Source organism: Leclercia sp. TB492, assembly GCF_049974505.2.
GTDB lineage: Bacteria > Pseudomonadota > Gammaproteobacteria > Enterobacterales > Enterobacteriaceae > Enterobacter > Enterobacter adecarboxylatus_C.
Map to the genome: position 1 here is coordinate 4,141,975 of NZ_CM127572.1, position 15,080 is coordinate 4,157,054.

At 54.6% G+C, this 15,080-nt stretch carries 19 protein-coding genes; 7 read left to right on the top strand and 12 right to left on the bottom strand.

The features are described from left to right. The first annotated feature begins 83 nt into the window (after positions 1-83). Positions 84-377 carry a ribosome assembly RNA-binding protein YhbY gene (gene yhbY / locus ACP4QI_RS19590; RefSeq protein WP_095099897.1) on the top strand — a complete coding sequence of 98 codons (294 nt, stop codon included), beginning with the start codon at positions 84-86 and terminating at the stop codon, positions 375-377. A gap of 152 nt (positions 378-529) precedes the next feature. On the opposite strand, the gene greA is transcribed toward yhbY, so the two are convergent. After that, positions 530-1,006 (bottom strand): transcription elongation factor GreA, encoded by a 477-nt coding sequence (greA, locus tag ACP4QI_RS19595; RefSeq protein WP_142487242.1) that lies wholly within the window; start codon positions 1,004-1,006, stop codon positions 530-532. A gap of 246 nt (positions 1,007-1,252) precedes the next feature. Here greA and dacB point away from each other — a divergent pair, with 246 nt between their 5' ends. The 3 genes from dacB to pmrB are packed head-to-tail and all read left to right on the top strand — an operon-like array spanning position 1,253 to position 4,391. Continuing rightward, positions 1,253-2,686, top strand: coding sequence for a serine-type D-Ala-D-Ala carboxypeptidase (dacB, locus tag ACP4QI_RS19600; RefSeq protein ID WP_156264719.1), 1,434 nt, complete (start codon positions 1,253-1,255; stop codon positions 2,684-2,686). Positions 2,687-2,688: 2 nt separating this feature from the next. Then, positions 2,689-3,351: a two-component system response regulator PmrA gene (pmrA, locus tag ACP4QI_RS19605; RefSeq protein ID WP_142487244.1), complete on the top strand. Its 663-nt coding sequence runs from the start codon at positions 2,689-2,691 to the stop codon at positions 3,349-3,351. Next, positions 3,348-4,391: a two-component system sensor histidine kinase PmrB gene (gene pmrB / locus ACP4QI_RS19610; protein ID WP_426495747.1), complete on the top strand. Its 1,044-nt coding sequence runs from the start codon at positions 3,348-3,350 to the stop codon at positions 4,389-4,391. The genes pmrA and pmrB overlap by 4 nt, the downstream gene beginning before the upstream one ends. A 36-nt stretch (positions 4,392-4,427) precedes the next feature. Here the strand turns inward: pmrB and cgtA are convergent, their stop codons facing one another. From cgtA to rplU, 4 genes are all read right to left on the bottom strand, one after another. Beyond that, positions 4,428-5,603, bottom strand: coding sequence for an Obg family GTPase CgtA (gene cgtA, locus ACP4QI_RS19615; protein ID WP_106994822.1), 1,176 nt, complete (start codon positions 5,601-5,603; stop codon positions 4,428-4,430). After that, positions 5,600-6,583: a DMT family transporter gene (locus ACP4QI_RS19620; protein WP_142487246.1), complete on the bottom strand. Its 984-nt coding sequence runs from the start codon at positions 6,581-6,583 to the stop codon at positions 5,600-5,602. Before ACP4QI_RS19620 ends, cgtA begins: the two co-directional genes overlap by 4 nt. 96 nt (positions 6,584-6,679) lie before the next feature. Beyond that, positions 6,680-6,937: a 50S ribosomal protein L27 gene (rpmA, locus tag ACP4QI_RS19625; protein WP_007673187.1), complete on the bottom strand. Its 258-nt coding sequence runs from the start codon at positions 6,935-6,937 to the stop codon at positions 6,680-6,682. 19 nt (positions 6,938-6,956) lie between these two features. Next, entirely contained in the window at positions 6,957-7,268 is a 312-nt protein-coding gene (gene rplU, locus ACP4QI_RS19630) for a 50S ribosomal protein L21 (protein ID WP_106994824.1), read from the bottom strand. A 256-nt stretch (positions 7,269-7,524) separates the two neighbouring features. Between rplU and ispB the strand changes: the two genes are divergently transcribed. Then, positions 7,525-8,496, top strand: a complete 972-nt coding sequence (gene ispB, locus ACP4QI_RS19635; RefSeq protein ID WP_285129165.1) for an octaprenyl diphosphate synthase — start codon at positions 7,525-7,527, stop codon at positions 8,494-8,496. Between the two features lie 228 nt (positions 8,497-8,724). Next, positions 8,725-9,012 (top strand): DNA-binding transcriptional regulator SfsB, encoded by a 288-nt coding sequence (gene sfsB, locus ACP4QI_RS19640; protein WP_142487248.1) that lies wholly within the window; start codon positions 8,725-8,727, stop codon positions 9,010-9,012. Between the two features lie 60 nt (positions 9,013-9,072). Here the strand turns inward: sfsB and murA are convergent, their stop codons facing one another. The 7 genes from murA to mlaF form a co-directional block, all read right to left on the bottom strand. Continuing rightward, entirely contained in the window at positions 9,073-10,332 is a 1,260-nt protein-coding gene (murA, locus tag ACP4QI_RS19645) for a UDP-N-acetylglucosamine 1-carboxyvinyltransferase (protein WP_039031637.1), read from the bottom strand. A 51-nt stretch (positions 10,333-10,383) separates the two neighbouring features. Next, the gene (gene ibaG / locus ACP4QI_RS19650) at positions 10,384-10,638 is read right to left on the bottom strand and encodes a BolA family iron metabolism protein IbaG (protein WP_032614457.1); all 255 of its coding nucleotides are present in this window, start codon (positions 10,636-10,638) and stop codon (positions 10,384-10,386) included. A 125-nt stretch (positions 10,639-10,763) separates the two neighbouring features. Further along, a complete protein-coding gene (mlaB, locus tag ACP4QI_RS19655; RefSeq protein WP_142487249.1) occupies positions 10,764-11,057 on the bottom strand; it encodes a lipid asymmetry maintenance protein MlaB in 294 nt (97 codons plus the stop codon). Next, positions 11,057-11,692, bottom strand: a complete 636-nt coding sequence (mlaC, locus tag ACP4QI_RS19660) for a phospholipid-binding protein MlaC (RefSeq protein ID WP_142487250.1) — start codon at positions 11,690-11,692, stop codon at positions 11,057-11,059. The genes mlaB and mlaC overlap by 1 nt, the downstream gene beginning before the upstream one ends. Positions 11,693-11,695: 3 nt before the next feature. Continuing rightward, positions 11,696-12,256: an outer membrane lipid asymmetry maintenance protein MlaD gene (mlaD, locus tag ACP4QI_RS19665; protein ID WP_106994830.1), complete on the bottom strand. Its 561-nt coding sequence runs from the start codon at positions 12,254-12,256 to the stop codon at positions 11,696-11,698. A 4-nt stretch (positions 12,257-12,260) separates the two neighbouring features. Beyond that, positions 12,261-13,043, bottom strand: coding sequence for a lipid asymmetry maintenance ABC transporter permease subunit MlaE (mlaE, locus tag ACP4QI_RS19670; RefSeq protein ID WP_142487251.1), 783 nt, complete (start codon positions 13,041-13,043; stop codon positions 12,261-12,263). A 7-nt stretch (positions 13,044-13,050) separates the two neighbouring features. After that, positions 13,051-13,863: a phospholipid ABC transporter ATP-binding protein MlaF gene (gene mlaF / locus ACP4QI_RS19675; protein ID WP_032614468.1), complete on the bottom strand. Its 813-nt coding sequence runs from the start codon at positions 13,861-13,863 to the stop codon at positions 13,051-13,053. Between the two features lie 229 nt (positions 13,864-14,092). Between mlaF and ACP4QI_RS19680 the strand changes: the two genes are divergently transcribed. Then, on the top strand, positions 14,093-15,070 hold the full coding sequence (locus tag ACP4QI_RS19680; protein WP_142487252.1) for a calcium/sodium antiporter: 978 nt from the start codon (positions 14,093-14,095) through the stop codon (positions 15,068-15,070). The last annotated feature ends 10 nt before the right edge of the window (positions 15,071-15,080 follow it).

Consider the following 15,080-nt stretch of genomic DNA (forward strand, 5'->3'; position numbering starts at 1 on the left):
ATTTCCACTCAGCAATTTGGCGATATTAGGGAGATGGCGGTAGAATGAACCGTTTTCAATCCCAACGTAAGCAAAAATATACGATGAATCTGAGTACTAAACAAAAACAGCACCTTAAAGGTCTGGCACATCCGCTCAAGCCTGTAGTAATGCTTGGCAACAATGGTTTGACCGAAGGGGTACTGGCCGAGATTGAACAAGCGCTGGAGCACCACGAATTAATCAAAGTGAAAATCGCCTCTGAAGACAGAGAGACCAAGACTTTGATCGTGGAAGCAATCGTGCGCGAAACCGGCGCCTGTAATGTACAGGTCATCGGTAAAACGCTGGTGCTCTACCGCCCATCTAAAGAGCGTAAAATCTCGCTGCCACGCTAAGATTATCCTGAATTGAACACATTTTCTGTGTAAAACGAGGGGTTTTTCTTTAGCAGGTGAGCAAAATGCCATGCTCCTTGAGTTGATAAAAGGCCGCTAAGCGGCCTTTTTCCTATCTTTACAATGTATCAACATCTGGCGGGAGATGCGAATTACAGGTAATCAACCTTGATAATTTCGAACTCCACTTCCCCACCCGGGGTGCGGATAGTGACCACATCGTCCTGCTCTTTGCCAATCAGACCGCGGGCAATCGGCGAGTTTACCGAGATCAGATTCTGCTTAAAATCTGCCTCGTCATCACCCACGATGCGGTAAGAAACCTCTTCATCGTTATCCAGATTGATCACGGTGACGGTGCAGCCAAAAATGACACGCCCGTTGTTCGGCATTTTGGTGATATCAATCACCTGCGCATTCGACAGCTTAGCTTCGATATCTTTAATACGCCCTTCGCAGAAACCCTGCTGCTCACGCGCAGCGTGGTACTCAGCGTTCTCTTTCAGATCGCCATGCTCACGCGCATCCGCGATAGCGGCAATGATTTCAGGGCGGCGCACAGATTTCAGAAAATCCAGTTCTTCGCGCAGTTTTTCAGCCCCACGTAAGGTCATCGGAATAGCTTGCATTTGTTATACCTCTTTGACATTCCTGTTGGGTACGGGTAACCGACCCGACGACTGGCCCCGCAGGCATCACAGCCTGGCACAGGTCAGAAGCAAAAGAAAACTGACCCGGAAGCAAAGTTCCAGGTCAGCAGTAATTTTTCAATTTGATACGTATTTTACCGCGAAGTTCAGTATGGGTCATCGTTTACTTTACAGGGCGTTGGGCCGTAGTATGACGGTTTGTTTCCGGGTTGTTAGCGCGAGATTATGCGATTTTCCAGATTTATCATCGGATTGACCACCACGATTGCGTTCACTGTCCAGGCAGCGAACGTGGACGAGTATATTAATCAGCTGCCCGATGGCGCCAACCTTGCCCTGATGGTGCAGAAGGTCGGCGCCCAGGCGCCTGAGATCGATTATCACAGTCAGCAAATGGCCCTGCCCGCCAGTACGCAAAAGGTGATCACGGCGCTGGCCGCCCTGCTGCAGCTGGGGCCCGATTTTCGCTTCACCACCACGCTTGAAAGCAAAGGCAACGTCGAGAGCGGCGTGCTCAAAGGCGATCTTATTGCCCGTTTTGGCGGCGATCCGACATTTAAGCGTCAGGATATCCGCAACATGGTCGCCGTGCTAAAGAAGTCGGGCGTGCAGCGCATTGAAGGCAATGTGCTTATCGACACCTCCATCTTCGCCAGCCACGATAAGGCCCCGGGCTGGCCGTGGAACGATATGACCCAGTGCTTTAGCGCACCGCCTGCGGCCGCGATCGTCGATCGCAACTGCTTCTCCATTTCGTTGTACAGCGCGCCAAAACCCAACGATTTAGCCTTTATCCGCGTGGCGTCCTACTATCCGGTCAACATGTTCAGCCAGGTACGAACCCTGGCGAAAGGATCGCCGGAAGCGCAGTACTGCGAGCTGGATGTGGTCCCGGGCGATCTCAACCGCTTTACGCTAACCGGTTGTCTGACGCAACGCGCCGATCCGCTGCCGCTGGCCTTCGCTATTCAGGATGGCGCAGGCTATGCCGGAGCGATCCTGAAAGACGAACTGAAGCAGGCCAATATCACCTACAGCGGCACGCTGTTGCGCCAGACTCAGAGCAACGAACCGGGCACCGTGATTGCCAGTAAGCAATCGGCACCGCTGCACGATCTACTGAAGATCATGCTGAAAAAATCAGACAACATGATCGCCGATACCGTGTTTCGCATGATCGGCCATGCCCGCTTCGGCGTACCAGGCACCTGGCGTGCCGGTTCGGATGCGGTCCGGCAGATCCTGCGTCAGCAGGCCGGTATTGAGCTCGGGAATACCATCGCGGTCGATGGCTCCGGTCTTTCGCGCCATAACCTGATCTCGCCTGCCACCATGATGCAGGTCCTTCAGTACATTGCTCAGCACGACACTGAACTAAACTTTATCTCGATGCTGCCGCTCGCCGGTTATGACGGCTCCCTGCAGTACCGGGCCGGCCTGCATGCCGCGGGTGTGGATGGCAAAGTCTCCGCTAAGACGGGCTCACTGCAGGGGGTATATAACCTTGCCGGATTTATCACCACGGCCAGTGGGCAGCGGATGGCATTTGTGCAGTATCTTTCAGGCTACGCGGTTGAACCTGCAGACCAACGCAATCGCCGTATCCCGCTGGTGCGCTTTGAGAGCCGGCTTTACAAGGATATTTATCAGAATAACTAGCGATGAAATTACTCATTGTTGAAGACGATCTGCTGCTACAGGAAGGACTGGCTCTGGCGCTCTCAGCCGAGGGCTATACGCTTGATTGTGCTGGCACTGCCGCCGAGGCTGATGGCCTTATCCAGAGCGGTGAATATGGCCTTGTAATCCTCGATCTTGGGTTACCGGATAAAGACGGAGCCACCCTGCTCAGCCAGTGGCGTCGTCGCGGGGTGGATAATCCAGTGCTGATCCTGACGGCGCGTGATGCCCTGGAAGACAGGATCAACGGCCTGGACTCCGGCGCTGACGACTATCTGGTGAAACCCTTTGCCCTGGCGGAACTGCAGGCGCGGGCCAGAGCCTTGATTCGGCGCTATCAGGGGCACAGCGATAACCTGCTCAGTGACGGCGATCTGACGCTGAATCTGCAAACGCAGCAGGTGTTACAACAGTCCCAGCCGGTAGAGGTAACACCAAAAGAGTTCGCCCTGCTGACGCGGCTCATCATGCGCACCGGGCAGACCGTCCACCGTGAAACCTTACAGCAGGACATCTATTCCTGGCAGGACGATCCCGGCTCGAACACGCTGGAGGTTCATATTCATAACCTCCGGCGTAAGCTGGGTAAAGATCGGATCAAAACCGTGCGCGGCGTGGGCTATCGTCTGGAGAGCCAAAAATGAACAGCATGCGCCGTCGTCTGATGGTGCTGTTGGCAGTCATTCTGCTGTTCTTTCAACTGGTCAGCGTTATCTGGCTCTGGCATGAAAGCCGGGAGCAAATCGGCTTTCTGGTCAACGAGACGCTTTCCGCCAAAGCGCGCAACCAGCATGTGGAGAAAGAGATCCGGGAGGCGATCGCCTCGTTGCTGGTACCTTCGCTGGTGATGGTCGGTTTTACGCTGCTCTTCTCCTTCTGGGCGGTCAGCTGGATCACCCGCCCGCTCAACCAGCTTCGCTCCAGCCTGGCAAACCGCTCTGCTGATAATCTCTCCCCGCTGCCGATGTATTCCGACATGGAAGAAATTGGCGCCGTCACCACCTCGCTAAATCAGCTTCTTGCCCGGCTGGATCAAACCATTCAACAGGAGCGCCTCTTCACCGCTGACGCCGCACACGAGCTGCGAACGCCGCTGGCGGGTATCCGTCTGCACCTGGAGCTGATGGCGCAGTCAGGCTCGCCCCAGGCGACAACGCTGATTGCCCGTATCGACCAGCTGATGCATACCCTGGAGCAACTCCTGATGCTGGCTCGCGCGGGCCAGGCTTTGGCCAGTGGGCATTACGATACGGTTAACTGGAGCGGATCTATTTTTGCGCCGCTGGCACTGGAGAATGATACCCGGGATCACACAGTGATCTGGCCGCAGACGGGCTCCCAGAGCGTTCAGGGGGACGCAACCCTGCTACGACTGATGCTGCGCAATTTGCTGGAGAACGCGGTGCGTTACAGCCCGGCGGGAACCACCATTGAAGTCAGAATGCAGGAAGTCGACGATGGCACGCTGGTGAGCGTCTGCGATCGGGGGCCAGGCATTGATGAGGCACATCGCCAGTCCATTACCGAACCGTTTCGTCGTATCGATCAACGTTATGGCGGTAGCGGGCTAGGGTTGAGCATCGTGCAGCGTATCGTGCAGCTGCACCGCGGTAAACTGACGCTGGAAAACCGTCCTGAAGGCGGGCTGACGGTCGGCTGTTGGCTACCGACAAAACTGAACTAAAAAAAAGCCCCCTTGATAAGGGGGCCATTGACGGTCTTAACGTTTGTAGATGAATTCGACGCCTTCTTCGTCGTCTTCATCCCAGTCGTCATCCCAGTCTTCGTCGTCTTCTTCTTCCGTCTGCTCTTCAAGCTGCTGACGGTGGTAGTCATCCCACATGAATTCGACTTTTTCAGGCTGTTTCGCTTCTTCTGCCTGAGTAACCGGGTTTTCGATGATAAAGGTCATCACGTCCCAGCACAGATCCTTCACGCCCATCTGGCTTGCAGCGGAGATGAGATAGTATTTATCTTCCCAGCCCATCGCTTCAGCAATGGCTTTCGCCTTCGCTTCGGCTTCTGCTTTGTCCATCAGGTCGATCTTGTTGAAGACCAGCCAGCGCGGCTTAGCAGCCAGCTTATCGCTGTACTTTTCCAGCTCGCCAATAATGATGCGGGCGTTCTCCACCGGATCGGAACCGTCGATCGGATCGATATCGATGAGGTGCAGCAGAACACGGCAGCGCTCAAGGTGTTTCAGGAAGCGGATCCCTAAACCAGCACCTTCCGCGGCGCCTTCGATCAGGCCCGGGATATCGGCTACCACGAAGCTCTTCTCGGTGTCCATACGCACCACGCCGAGGCTTGGCACCAGGGTGGTAAACGGATAGTCCGCTACTTTCGGCTTGGCCGCAGAGACCGCGCGGATGAAGGTAGATTTACCGGCATTCGGCATCCCCAGCATCCCGACGTCTGCCAGCAGCATCAGTTCGAGCTGCAGATCGCGCTTGTCGCCCGGTGTACCCATCGTTTTTTGACGCGGGGAACGGTTCACGGAGGATTTGAACCGGGTGTTGCCCAGGCCGTGCCAGCCGCCTTTTGCGACCATCAGGCGCTGACCGTGTTTGGTCATATCACCCATGGTTTCGCCCGTACCCTGATCGATAACGCGTGTCCCGACCGGTACCTTCACGCTGACGTCTTTCCCGCGTTTGCCGGTACAGTCACGGCTCTGGCCGTTCTGGCCACGCTCTGCGCGGAATGCTTTCTCGAAACGGTAATCGATCAGCGTGTTAAGGTTTTCGTCGGCTTCAAGCCATACGTCACCGCCGTCACCGCCGTCGCCGCCGTCAGGGCCGCCACGGGGAATATATTTTTCACGGCGGAAGCTTACGCAACCATTACCGCCATCACCTGCCACGACCAGGATCGTTGCTTCATCAACAAACTTCATTTTACTCTCCGTAAATCATTCGCCTGAGCGGGGGACACTACAGCCGCTTCATTTTTGCGCCAACGTCCCCAAAGACGATGACCAATGGCGGAATACATCGCGCCCGCAACCACGACAAACGCACCGAGATAAGCCAACAGGTTTAACATCGGTTTGACGAAGAAATCGGGCCAGGCCATTGATAATAAATCTGAAAATAACAGCGTAAACAGCGGGGTCAGCGTAATCAGTGCGCTCACCTGTGCTGCCTGCCAGCGCGCCATCGCTTCTGCCAGCGCGCCATAACCGACTAACGTGTTCAGACCACAAAAGATCAGACACGCCAGCTGCCAGTCGCTTAACTGGGTAATCACTCCCGGCTTCGCCAGCGGCAACAGTGCAATAGTACATAAAGTGTACAGCAAAAACAGGATCTGCTGTGACGCCAGGCGACGCAATAACACCTTTTGCGCGACGCCATAACTTACCCACACCGCCGCCGCACTCACGCCGAAAATCACACCCCAGGTGTAATCCGTCAGGCGAGTAAATATCTCTATCAGACTGGTATTGAAGAACAACACCAGACCGCAAAGCAGCATCATTGCCCCGATAATCTGCGTACCGCGCATCTTCTCTTTAAGGATGAAGACGCTGGCCACCATCATACCGACCGGTGAAAGCTGGCCTATAACCTGCGATGCCGTAGGGCTGAGATATTGCAGGGAAGAACTGAACAATATGAAGTTGCCAAACAGGCCACCTGTCGCAATCGCCAGCATCACCAGCCAACGCGGTTTACGAAAGATGCGCAGAGGGGGAAGCTTACCTTTTATCGCAAGGATAATTCCCAACCCTATACCGGCCATCAGGAAGCGGTAGAACACCACCGTAGGCGGCTCCATCACTTCCAGTACCTGCTTCATTGCAATTGGCAGTGCACCCCAGCACATTGCGGTGGTGAGCGCCAAAAGAATACCGATGCCGGCCTGCTGCTTCATGCCCGTTTTCCCTACAGAAAAAATTACCGGGTTTCCAATGTAAAAAGCCCCGCAACACGTTGCGGGGCTTTAATCCGTTACCGGACCGAGAAAACCTTACTCAGCAACAATGCTGATGTATTTACGGTTGTTCGGGCCTTTAACTTCAAATTTCACTTTACCGTCTGCTTTAGCAAACAGAGTGTGGTCACGACCGCAACCTACGTTGTTACCAGCGTGGAATTTGGTGCCACGCTGACGAACGATGATGCTACCCGCCAGAACGGTTTCGCCACCGAAACGCTTAACGCCAAGGCGTTTAGCTTCTGAATCGCGACCGTTACGTGTGGAGCCGCCAGCCTTTTTATGTGCCATTTAAATCTCTCCTCAGGTCTTAGGCGCTGATGCCAGTAATTTTCACATCAGTGAACCACTGACGGTGGCCCTGCTGCTTACGGTAGTGTTTACGACGACGAAACTTAACGATCTTAATTTTCTCGCCACGACCATGAGCAACAACTTCAGCTTTGATAACGCCGCCATCAACGAAAGGAACGCCGATTTTGACTTCTTCACCGTTTGCGATCATCAGAACTTCAGCGAACTCAACAGCTTCGCCAGTTGCGATGTCCAGCTTTTCCAGGCGAACGGTCTGACCTTCGCTTACTCGGTGTTGTTTACCACCACTTTGGAAAACCGCGTACATATAAACTCCGCTTCCGCGCACATCCTCGTGTGATTCAGAGTGCGCTATAAATATTCACAATAGGGCGCGAATATTACGCAAAACGCGAGCCTTTGACAAGTGCTACCGTCAATACATGAAGAAAAAAAACACAACACGTACGGTAACGTTTATCTGAGGCGTTTTTTCAGTACAATCAGCGCTACTATTGATAAACCGAACCCTACGTTAGCCCATTTGAAATGTGGAAAACAGGACTACAAGCCCGGCTTTTGCGATGAATTTAGAAAAAATCAATGAGTTAACCGCGCAAGATATGGCGGGTGTAAATGCAGCGATCCTGGAACAGCTCGATTCTGACGTTTCCCTAATCAATCAGTTGGGTTACTACATCGTCAGCGGCGGGGGTAAACGCATCCGTCCGATGATCGCGGTACTCGCCGCTCGCGCGGTAGGTTATCAGGGGAATGCGCACGTCACGATCGCGGCGCTGATCGAATTTATTCATACCGCCACGCTGCTGCATGATGACGTTGTCGATGAGTCCGATATGCGTCGTGGCAAAGCCACCGCCAACGCGGCGTTTGGCAATGCTGCCAGCGTACTGGTAGGTGATTTTATCTATACCCGCGCCTTCCAGATGATGACCAGCCTCGGTTCGCTGAAGGTCCTGGAAGTGATGTCCAAAGCGGTGAACGTGATCGCGGAAGGCGAAGTTCTGCAGCTCATGAACGTCAACGACCCGGACATCACCGAAGAGAACTACATGCGGGTGATCTACAGCAAAACCGCGCGTCTGTTTGAGGCTGCCGCACAGTGCTCTGGTATCCTTTCTGGCTGTACTGAGGAGCAGGAACGTGGCCTGCAGGACTACGGACGCTACCTTGGCACCGCCTTCCAGCTGATCGACGATCTGCTCGATTACAGCGCCGATGGCGAAACCCTGGGCAAAAACGTCGGTGACGACCTCAACGAGGGCAAACCGACGCTACCGCTGCTGCATGCCATGCGTAACGGCACTCCTGAGCAGGCAAACCTGATCCGTGAAGCCATTGAGCAAGGAAACGGCCGACACCTTCTGGAACCCGTACTGGAAGCAATGGCGACCTGTGGTTCTCTGGAATGGACCCGTCAGCGTGCCGAGGAAGAGGCCGATAAAGCCATCACCGCACTTCAGGTTATCCCAGACAGCCCATGGCGAGATGCTCTGATCGGTCTCGCGCATATCGCTGTTCAGCGCGATCGATAAGGACAAGGGAACTCTCTTTTACATGAAAATAGAGTTCCTGTAAGTTCCAAATACTAGCCATAACGTTGTTAAAGAATCCGCTTACAGGCCGCATGATTAAAGCCCTGGCAAAATCTGAATATTGCTTCCAGTAATGCGAACTTTTTAGAACCGCTGTTCGAAGAAGGTATAGTAAATACGTCATTTAATTGAAATGACGTGAACGTACCAGAACAGAGGGACTACTGTATGGATAAGAAATTTATCGACTGGCACTCGGCCGATATTATTGCCGCGCTGCGCAAGAAGGGAACATCACTGGCTGCAGAATCCCGCCGTAATGGTCTCAGTTCATCTACTCTGGCAAATGCGCTGACGCGCCCCTGGCCGAAGGGAGAACTGATCATTGCCACGGCGTTAGGTACCGATCCCTGGGTAATTTGGCCATCACGTTACCATGACCCGATAACCCATGAGTTTGTCGACAGAACGCGCATGATGCGCCAGAGAAGACAAGAAAAAGAGCGCCAACAATGACGCTCCATTAAACGGGAATAGCAACCCCCCGGTCGAGATGGCAGGGGGCTGCCTTAACGATTACTCGCCTTTCACACGCTCAATATTTGCACCCAGTGCACGCAATTTATCTTCGATGCGTTCATAGCCGCGATCGATGTGATAAATACGGTCCACCAGCGTGGTACCTTCAGCAATACAGCCCGCCAGCACCAGGCTCGCAGATGCACGCAGATCCGTCGCCATCACCTGCGCACCGGACAGTTTTTCCACGCCATGACAAATCACGGTGTTGCTTTCGATCTCAGCATGCGCGCCCATACGGATCAGCTCCGGTACGTGCATAAAGCGGTTTTCAAAGATCGTTTCGGTGATCACACCTGTACCCTCGGCCACCAGGTTCAGCAGCGTGAACTGCGCCTGCATATCGGTCGGGAAGGCCGGATGCGGGGAAGTCCGCACGTTGACGGCTTTAGGCCGCTTACCGTGCATATCCAGGCTGATCCAGTCTTCACCGGTTTCGACGTCGGCACCCGCCTCACGCAGTTTAGCCAGTACCGCATCCAGGGTATCAGGCTGGGCATTACGGCAGACGATCTTCCCACCGGAGATGGCCGCTGCGACCAGGAAGGTCCCGGTTTCGATACGGTCAGGCAGAACGCGATACACACCGCCACCCAGACGTGCAACGCCTTCGATGGTGATACGGTCGGTACCCTGACCGGTGATCTTCGCCCCCAGGGTGTTCAGGAAGTTGGCGGTGTCCACAATCTCCGGTTCGCGCGCGGCGTTCTCGATGATGGTGGTGCCTTCTGCCAGCGTAGCCGCAGACATGATAGTGACGGTCGCGCCAACGCTCACCTTATCCATCACGATATGCGCGCCCTTGAGGCGGCCATTGACGGAGGCTTTGACGTAGCCCTCTTCCAGCTTGATTTCAGCACCCAGCTTCTCGAGGCCGAAAATATGCAGATCGACCGGACGCGCGCCAATAGCGCAGCCGCCAGGCAGAGAGACCTGACCCTGACCAAAACGGGCCACCAGCGGACCCAGCGCCCAGATAGAGGCGCGCATGGTTTTCACCAGGTCGTACGGCGCGGAGAAGTTATTCACGTTGCTGGCGTCGATCCACACGGATCCGTTACGCTCCACCTTGGTACCCAGCTGGCCGAGCAGCTTCATGGTGGTATCAATGTCTTTCAGTTTAGGAACGTTCTGGATCTCTACCGGCTCTTCCGCAAGCAGTGCGGCGAAGAGGATCGGCAGCGCGGCGTTTTTGGCGCCAGAAATTGTGACTTCGCCCTGGAGACGCGTAGGCCCCTGAACACGAAATTTGTCCATGATTTACTCTCTGTATGAATTCAACCGTGCTGCGGGCAAATCACCCTCAGCTCAAAAACCGTTTAGTTTGCGATCGCGTGCCCACTCAGTCGGGGTGAACGCCTTGATCGACAGGGCATGAATACGGTTATCCGCGATATATTCCATCAGCGGCGCGTATACAGCCTGCTGCTTTTTCACGCGGCTCATGCCGTCAAAGATCTCTCCCACAGCAATAACCTGAAAGTGGCTGCCGTCGCCGGAGACGTGGGCTTCCTGGAGGGCAAGTGCATTCATCAGCACGGTCTGGATTTCATGATTTTCCATGGGATCTCTATCATCTGGTGTGAAAACAAGCCCAACATCTTAGAGCAAAGTGGCGCGGTCTTAAACAAGCAAAAAGCCCCGACGATGAAACAGTCGGGGCTTTTGATAGTAACGTACTGAAAAAATTAGCGAGGCAATACGTCTTCCGGCAGATTATAGAGCTGAGCCAGGGTGATGACGTTATCACTGACGCCCGCAAGCGCTACCTGCTTGCCCTGCCCTTTGCCTGCCGCCACCAGATGAACCAGCAGCGCGACGCCCGCCGTATCCACGCGGGAAATGCCGCCAAGGTCAATACAGGAGACGCCCTGCATGGCTTCATGGCGCGCATCCCACAGAGGATTCAGATAATCCTGATCCAGCTCGCCAGTGAGTAACAACGTCTCACCCTCTCGGGTCCAGCTGAGCTGCGACGTCATTATTTTTTCTCATCCAGGGTAATTTTCTGACGCGAGATGCTGTTCAGCTGAGCAGTCAGACCATCAATGCCCTTAGTACGCAGCAGATCGCTCCATTCGTTCTGCTTGGTGGTGATCATGCTGACGCCTTCGGCAATCATGTCGTAAGCCTGCCAGTTACCGTTCTGGCTGTTCTTACGCCACTGGAAATCCAGACGCACTGGCGGACGACCGTTTGGATCGACGATAGTCACGCGGATAGGAACGATGGTGGCTGAGCCCAGCGGCTGTTCCGGCGCAATCTGATACGTCTGGCCGTGGTACATGGCCAGCGCCTGGCCGTAGGCCTGCTTCAGGTACTCACGGAACGCAGCAAAATAAGCATCGCGCTGCGCTGGCGTGGCGTCTTTGTAGTAACGACCCAACACCAGAGCCCCGGCATATTTTACCTGAACATACGGCAGCAGCTCCTGATCGACCACATCGCGCAGGTAGTCGGGATTGGAACGAATTTTCGGCTGCTCGTTCTTAAGGCGATCGAAGGTTTTCTTAGCCGCCTCATTCATCTGTTGATAAGGATTGCTCTGGTCGGCTGCGTTAGCAGCAGTCAAAGGGGCAATCATCAGCATGGCAACCATTAACAGTCGTTTAATCATGAATTACTTCTCCTGAGATGAATTCGTCGTGCCAACAGGCGGCGTAATGTCACTCTGCGCAGGTGTCTGAGCAGCTTGATTCTCGTCACCCCCTTTACTGTTGCTGTTGTAAAGGAACTGACCAATCATATCTTCCAGCACCATGGCTGACTTCGTATCCTGAATTACGCCACCGTCCTTAAGGATAGTCGTTCCCAGTTCGGGATCTTCAAAACCGATGTTCAGCGCCAGGTATTGTTCACCTAACAGGCCGGAGGTACGGATAGACAGGGAGCTGGTATCCGGGATGTGGTTGTAGCGCTCTTCAATATCCAGCGCGACGCGCGGCAGATAGGTTTTCTCGTCGAGGGTGATATCGGCCACACGCCCTACCACTACCCCGCCAATGCGCACCGGAGAACGGCTTTTCAGGCCGCCGATATTATCGAAGGTGGCATAGATGCGATATGTGGGCTCGGTGCGGATCGTCGTAACATCCGCCACTTTGAAGCTTAAAAACAGTGCGGCCAGCAGTGCCAGCAAAACAAATACGCCTACCCAAATTTCTACTTTTTTCGTTTGCATGAACTCATTTCCCAAACATCAGTGCGGTGAGCACAAAATCCAGAGCCAGTATGGCCAGCGACGAATGAACAACAGTGCGGGTGGTTGCCCGGCTGATACCGGCAGACGTCGGGATTGCATCGTAGCCATTGAACAGTGCAATCCAGGCGATCGTCACGGCAAATACCGCGCTTTTAATCAGGCAGTTAACCAGATCCAGACGCCAGTCAACCGCACCTTGCATCGCAGACCAGAAGAAGCCGGCATCGATCCCTTTCCACTGCACGCCAACCATCGATCCGCCCCAGATCCCGACCGCAACAAAGAGAATAGTCAGCAACGGCAACGAGATCATGCCCGCCCAGAAGCGCGGCGCGATCACCCGACGCAGCGGATCCACGGCCATCATCTCCATACTGGAGAGCTGCTCGGTGGCGCGCATCAGGCCGATTTCCGCCGTCAGCGCCGAACCGGCACGCCCGGCGAATAACAGCGCCGCGACCACCGGACCCAGCTCACGCAACAGGGAGAGCGCCACCAGCATTCCGAGACTAGTTTCCGCACTGTAGGTGGTGAGAACCAGATAACCCTGCAGCCCCAGCACCATCCCGATGAAGACGCCGGAAACGATGATAATGAGCATCGACAGCACGCCGACATTATACAGCTGGCGTACCAGCAGAGGGGCATGTTTGCGGAATTCCGGTTTCCCGACCAGCGCATTGAATAACATCAACCCGGCACGCCCGAACGTCCTGATGGTTTTTATGCCACGGTGTCCGAGAGCGGCCAACGCATTTAACAGCATGAGTGGCTTAACTCCCTATTCCCAATAAATCTTTATGATAATCGCCCGCCGGATAACGGAACGGCACGGGGCCATCTGCAATGCCGTCGAGGAACTGACGGACACGCGCATCGCTGTTGCTCTGTAATGATTGCGCGCTACCGTGCGCCACAATTTTCTTATCCGCCACGATATAGGCGTAATCGGCAATGCTCAGCACTTCTGGTACGTCGTGGGTGACCACAATACAGGTCACGCCCAGCGCGCTGTTCAGTTCAGAGATCAGTTTGACCAGCACGCCCATGGTGATGGGGTCCTGGCCGACGAACGGCTCATCGAACATGATCAGATCGGGTTCCAGCGCGATCGCGCGCGCCAGGGCCGCACGACGGGCCATGCCGCCAGAGAGTTCGGAAGGCATCAGTTTAGCGGCACCACGCAGGCCGACGGCCTCGAGTTTCATCATCACGGTGCTTTTCAACAGTTCCGGCGGCAGGTGGGTATGCTCACGCAGCGGATAGGCGACATTATCGAAGACATTCATGTCAGTAAAAAGCGCCCCGGACTGAAAAAGCATGCTCATGCGTTTACGCACGGTGTAGAGGCGCGAGCGGGACATGGCCGGAATATTTTCGCCATCAAAGAGGATCTCGCCCTGGCTCGGGGGGATCTGCCCGCCAATCAGGCGCAGTAATGTCGTTTTACCAATGCCGGAGGGCCCCATAATGGCGGTGATTTTACCGCGAGGCACGGTGAGAGAGATGTTGTCAAAAATGACCCGGCTGCTGCGCGTGAAGCTGACGCCACGGACATCGACTATATTCGCCCCATTCAGGCTCATGTACATTTCCTTTCTATTGCCGGTTCAGGATCGGCTTGATGCCTGATTTCGCCGCAAACCCAACATTTTTACAGAATATTACCTCTGCAGGTAAGCGAAAGCTGGCATTTGTTTTACTTTTACAACGCATAAAGTCAAAATTAGGAATACGTTACGTCTACAGACAGTATGCAGCGGCAGAGATTTTTTCTCGGTGGACCGGCGAGTATACCTGAAGAAAGGACTTTTGATGCTTCTTGCAACGGCACTGTTAATAATTGGTTTACTTTTGGTGGTCTACAGTGCCGACCGTCTGGTGTTCTCCGCATCAATACTGTGTCGTTTATTGGGCATACCCCCCCTAATTATTGGGATGACGGTGGTCAGCGTTGGCACCTCCTTGCCGGAGATCATCGTCTCTGTCGCCGCCTCGCTGCACGATCAAGTTGATCTCGCCGTGGGAACGGCCATTGGCTCCAATATCGTCAATATTTTACTCATCCTGGGGCTTGCTGCGCTGCTGCATCCATTTCGCGTGCATTCTGATGTTCTGCGGCGTGAATTGCCGCTAATGTTAATTGTCAGTCTGCTCGCTGGTTACGTGTTATATGACGGACAGTTAACCCTTAGCGATGGCATTTTCCTGCTGGCACTGGCGGTCATCTGGCTGTTTTACATTGTTAAGCTGGCCCGGGCGGCGGAGAAGCAGGGCAATGACTCCCTGACCCGCGAGCAGGTTGCCGAACTGCCGCGTGAGGGGAATTTACCCGTCGCGCTGCTTTGGCTGGGTGTAGCGTTAATCATCATGCCGATGGCGACACAGATGATCGTTGATAACGCTACGGTGCTGGCCAACTACTTCGCCATGAGCGAATTGACCATCGGCCTGACGGTGATTGCCATTGGCACCAGCCTGCCTGAGCTTGCCACGGCGATTGCCGGCGCGCGTAAAGGCGAAGACGACATGGCGATTGGTAATATTATCGGTTCCAATATTTTCAATATTGCCATCGTGCTGGGCCTGCCGGCCCTGATTGCCCCTGGCGCGTTTAATCCGCTGGCGTTCAGCCGGGATTATGGGGTGATGCTGTTAGTCAGCGTCATCTTCGCTCTGCTCTGCTGGCGGCGTAAAAGGCAGATTGGTCAGGGTGCTGGCGCGCTGCTGACGGTGGGATTTATCGTATGGATGGCGATGCTGTACTGGCTCTCGCCTCTTCTCTCTGGGTAAACGGAAACGC

Excerpts from the sequence above, each read along its gene's own strand:
- murA (WP_039031637.1), bottom strand. The coding sequence starts at position 10,332 with ATGGACAAATTTCGTGTTCAGGGGCCTACGCGTCTCCAGGGCGAAGTC.
- sfsB (WP_142487248.1), top strand. The coding sequence starts at position 8,725 with ATGGATAAGAAATTTATCGACTGGCACTCGGCCGATATTATTGCCGCG.
- pmrB (WP_426495747.1), top strand. The coding sequence starts at position 3,348 with ATGAACAGCATGCGCCGTCGTCTGATGGTGCTGTTGGCAGTCATTCTG.
- ACP4QI_RS19620 (WP_142487246.1), bottom strand. The coding sequence starts at position 6,583 with ATGAAGCAGCAGGCCGGCATCGGTATTCTTTTGGCGCTCACCACCGCA.
- pmrA (WP_142487244.1), top strand. The coding sequence starts at position 2,689 with ATGAAATTACTCATTGTTGAAGACGATCTGCTGCTACAGGAAGGACTG.
- dacB (WP_156264719.1), top strand. The coding sequence starts at position 1,253 with ATGCGATTTTCCAGATTTATCATCGGATTGACCACCACGATTGCGTTC.
- cgtA (WP_106994822.1), bottom strand. The coding sequence starts at position 5,603 with ATGAAGTTTGTTGATGAAGCAACGATCCTGGTCGTGGCAGGTGATGGC.
- rpmA (WP_007673187.1), bottom strand. The coding sequence starts at position 6,937 with ATGGCACATAAAAAGGCTGGCGGCTCCACACGTAACGGTCGCGATTCA.
- greA (WP_142487242.1), bottom strand. The coding sequence starts at position 1,006 with ATGCAAGCTATTCCGATGACCTTACGTGGGGCTGAAAAACTGCGCGAA.
- ACP4QI_RS19680 (WP_142487252.1), top strand. The coding sequence starts at position 14,093 with ATGCTTCTTGCAACGGCACTGTTAATAATTGGTTTACTTTTGGTGGTC.
- rplU (WP_106994824.1), bottom strand. The coding sequence starts at position 7,268 with ATGTACGCGGTTTTCCAAAGTGGTGGTAAACAACACCGAGTAAGCGAA.
- mlaC (WP_142487250.1), bottom strand. The coding sequence starts at position 11,692 with ATGATTAAACGACTGTTAATGGTTGCCATGCTGATGATTGCCCCTTTG.
- mlaE (WP_142487251.1), bottom strand. The coding sequence starts at position 13,043 with ATGCTGTTAAATGCGTTGGCCGCTCTCGGACACCGTGGCATAAAAACC.
- ispB (WP_285129165.1), top strand. The coding sequence starts at position 7,525 with ATGAATTTAGAAAAAATCAATGAGTTAACCGCGCAAGATATGGCGGGT.
- mlaF (WP_032614468.1), bottom strand. The coding sequence starts at position 13,863 with ATGAGCCTGAATGGGGCGAATATAGTCGATGTCCGTGGCGTCAGCTTC.
- yhbY (WP_095099897.1), top strand. The coding sequence starts at position 84 with ATGAATCTGAGTACTAAACAAAAACAGCACCTTAAAGGTCTGGCACAT.
- ibaG (WP_032614457.1), bottom strand. The coding sequence starts at position 10,638 with ATGGAAAATCATGAAATCCAGACCGTGCTGATGAATGCACTTGCCCTC.
- mlaB (WP_142487249.1), bottom strand. The coding sequence starts at position 11,057 with ATGACGTCGCAGCTCAGCTGGACCCGAGAGGGTGAGACGTTGTTACTC.
- mlaD (WP_106994830.1), bottom strand. The coding sequence starts at position 12,256 with ATGCAAACGAAAAAAGTAGAAATTTGGGTAGGCGTATTTGTTTTGCTG.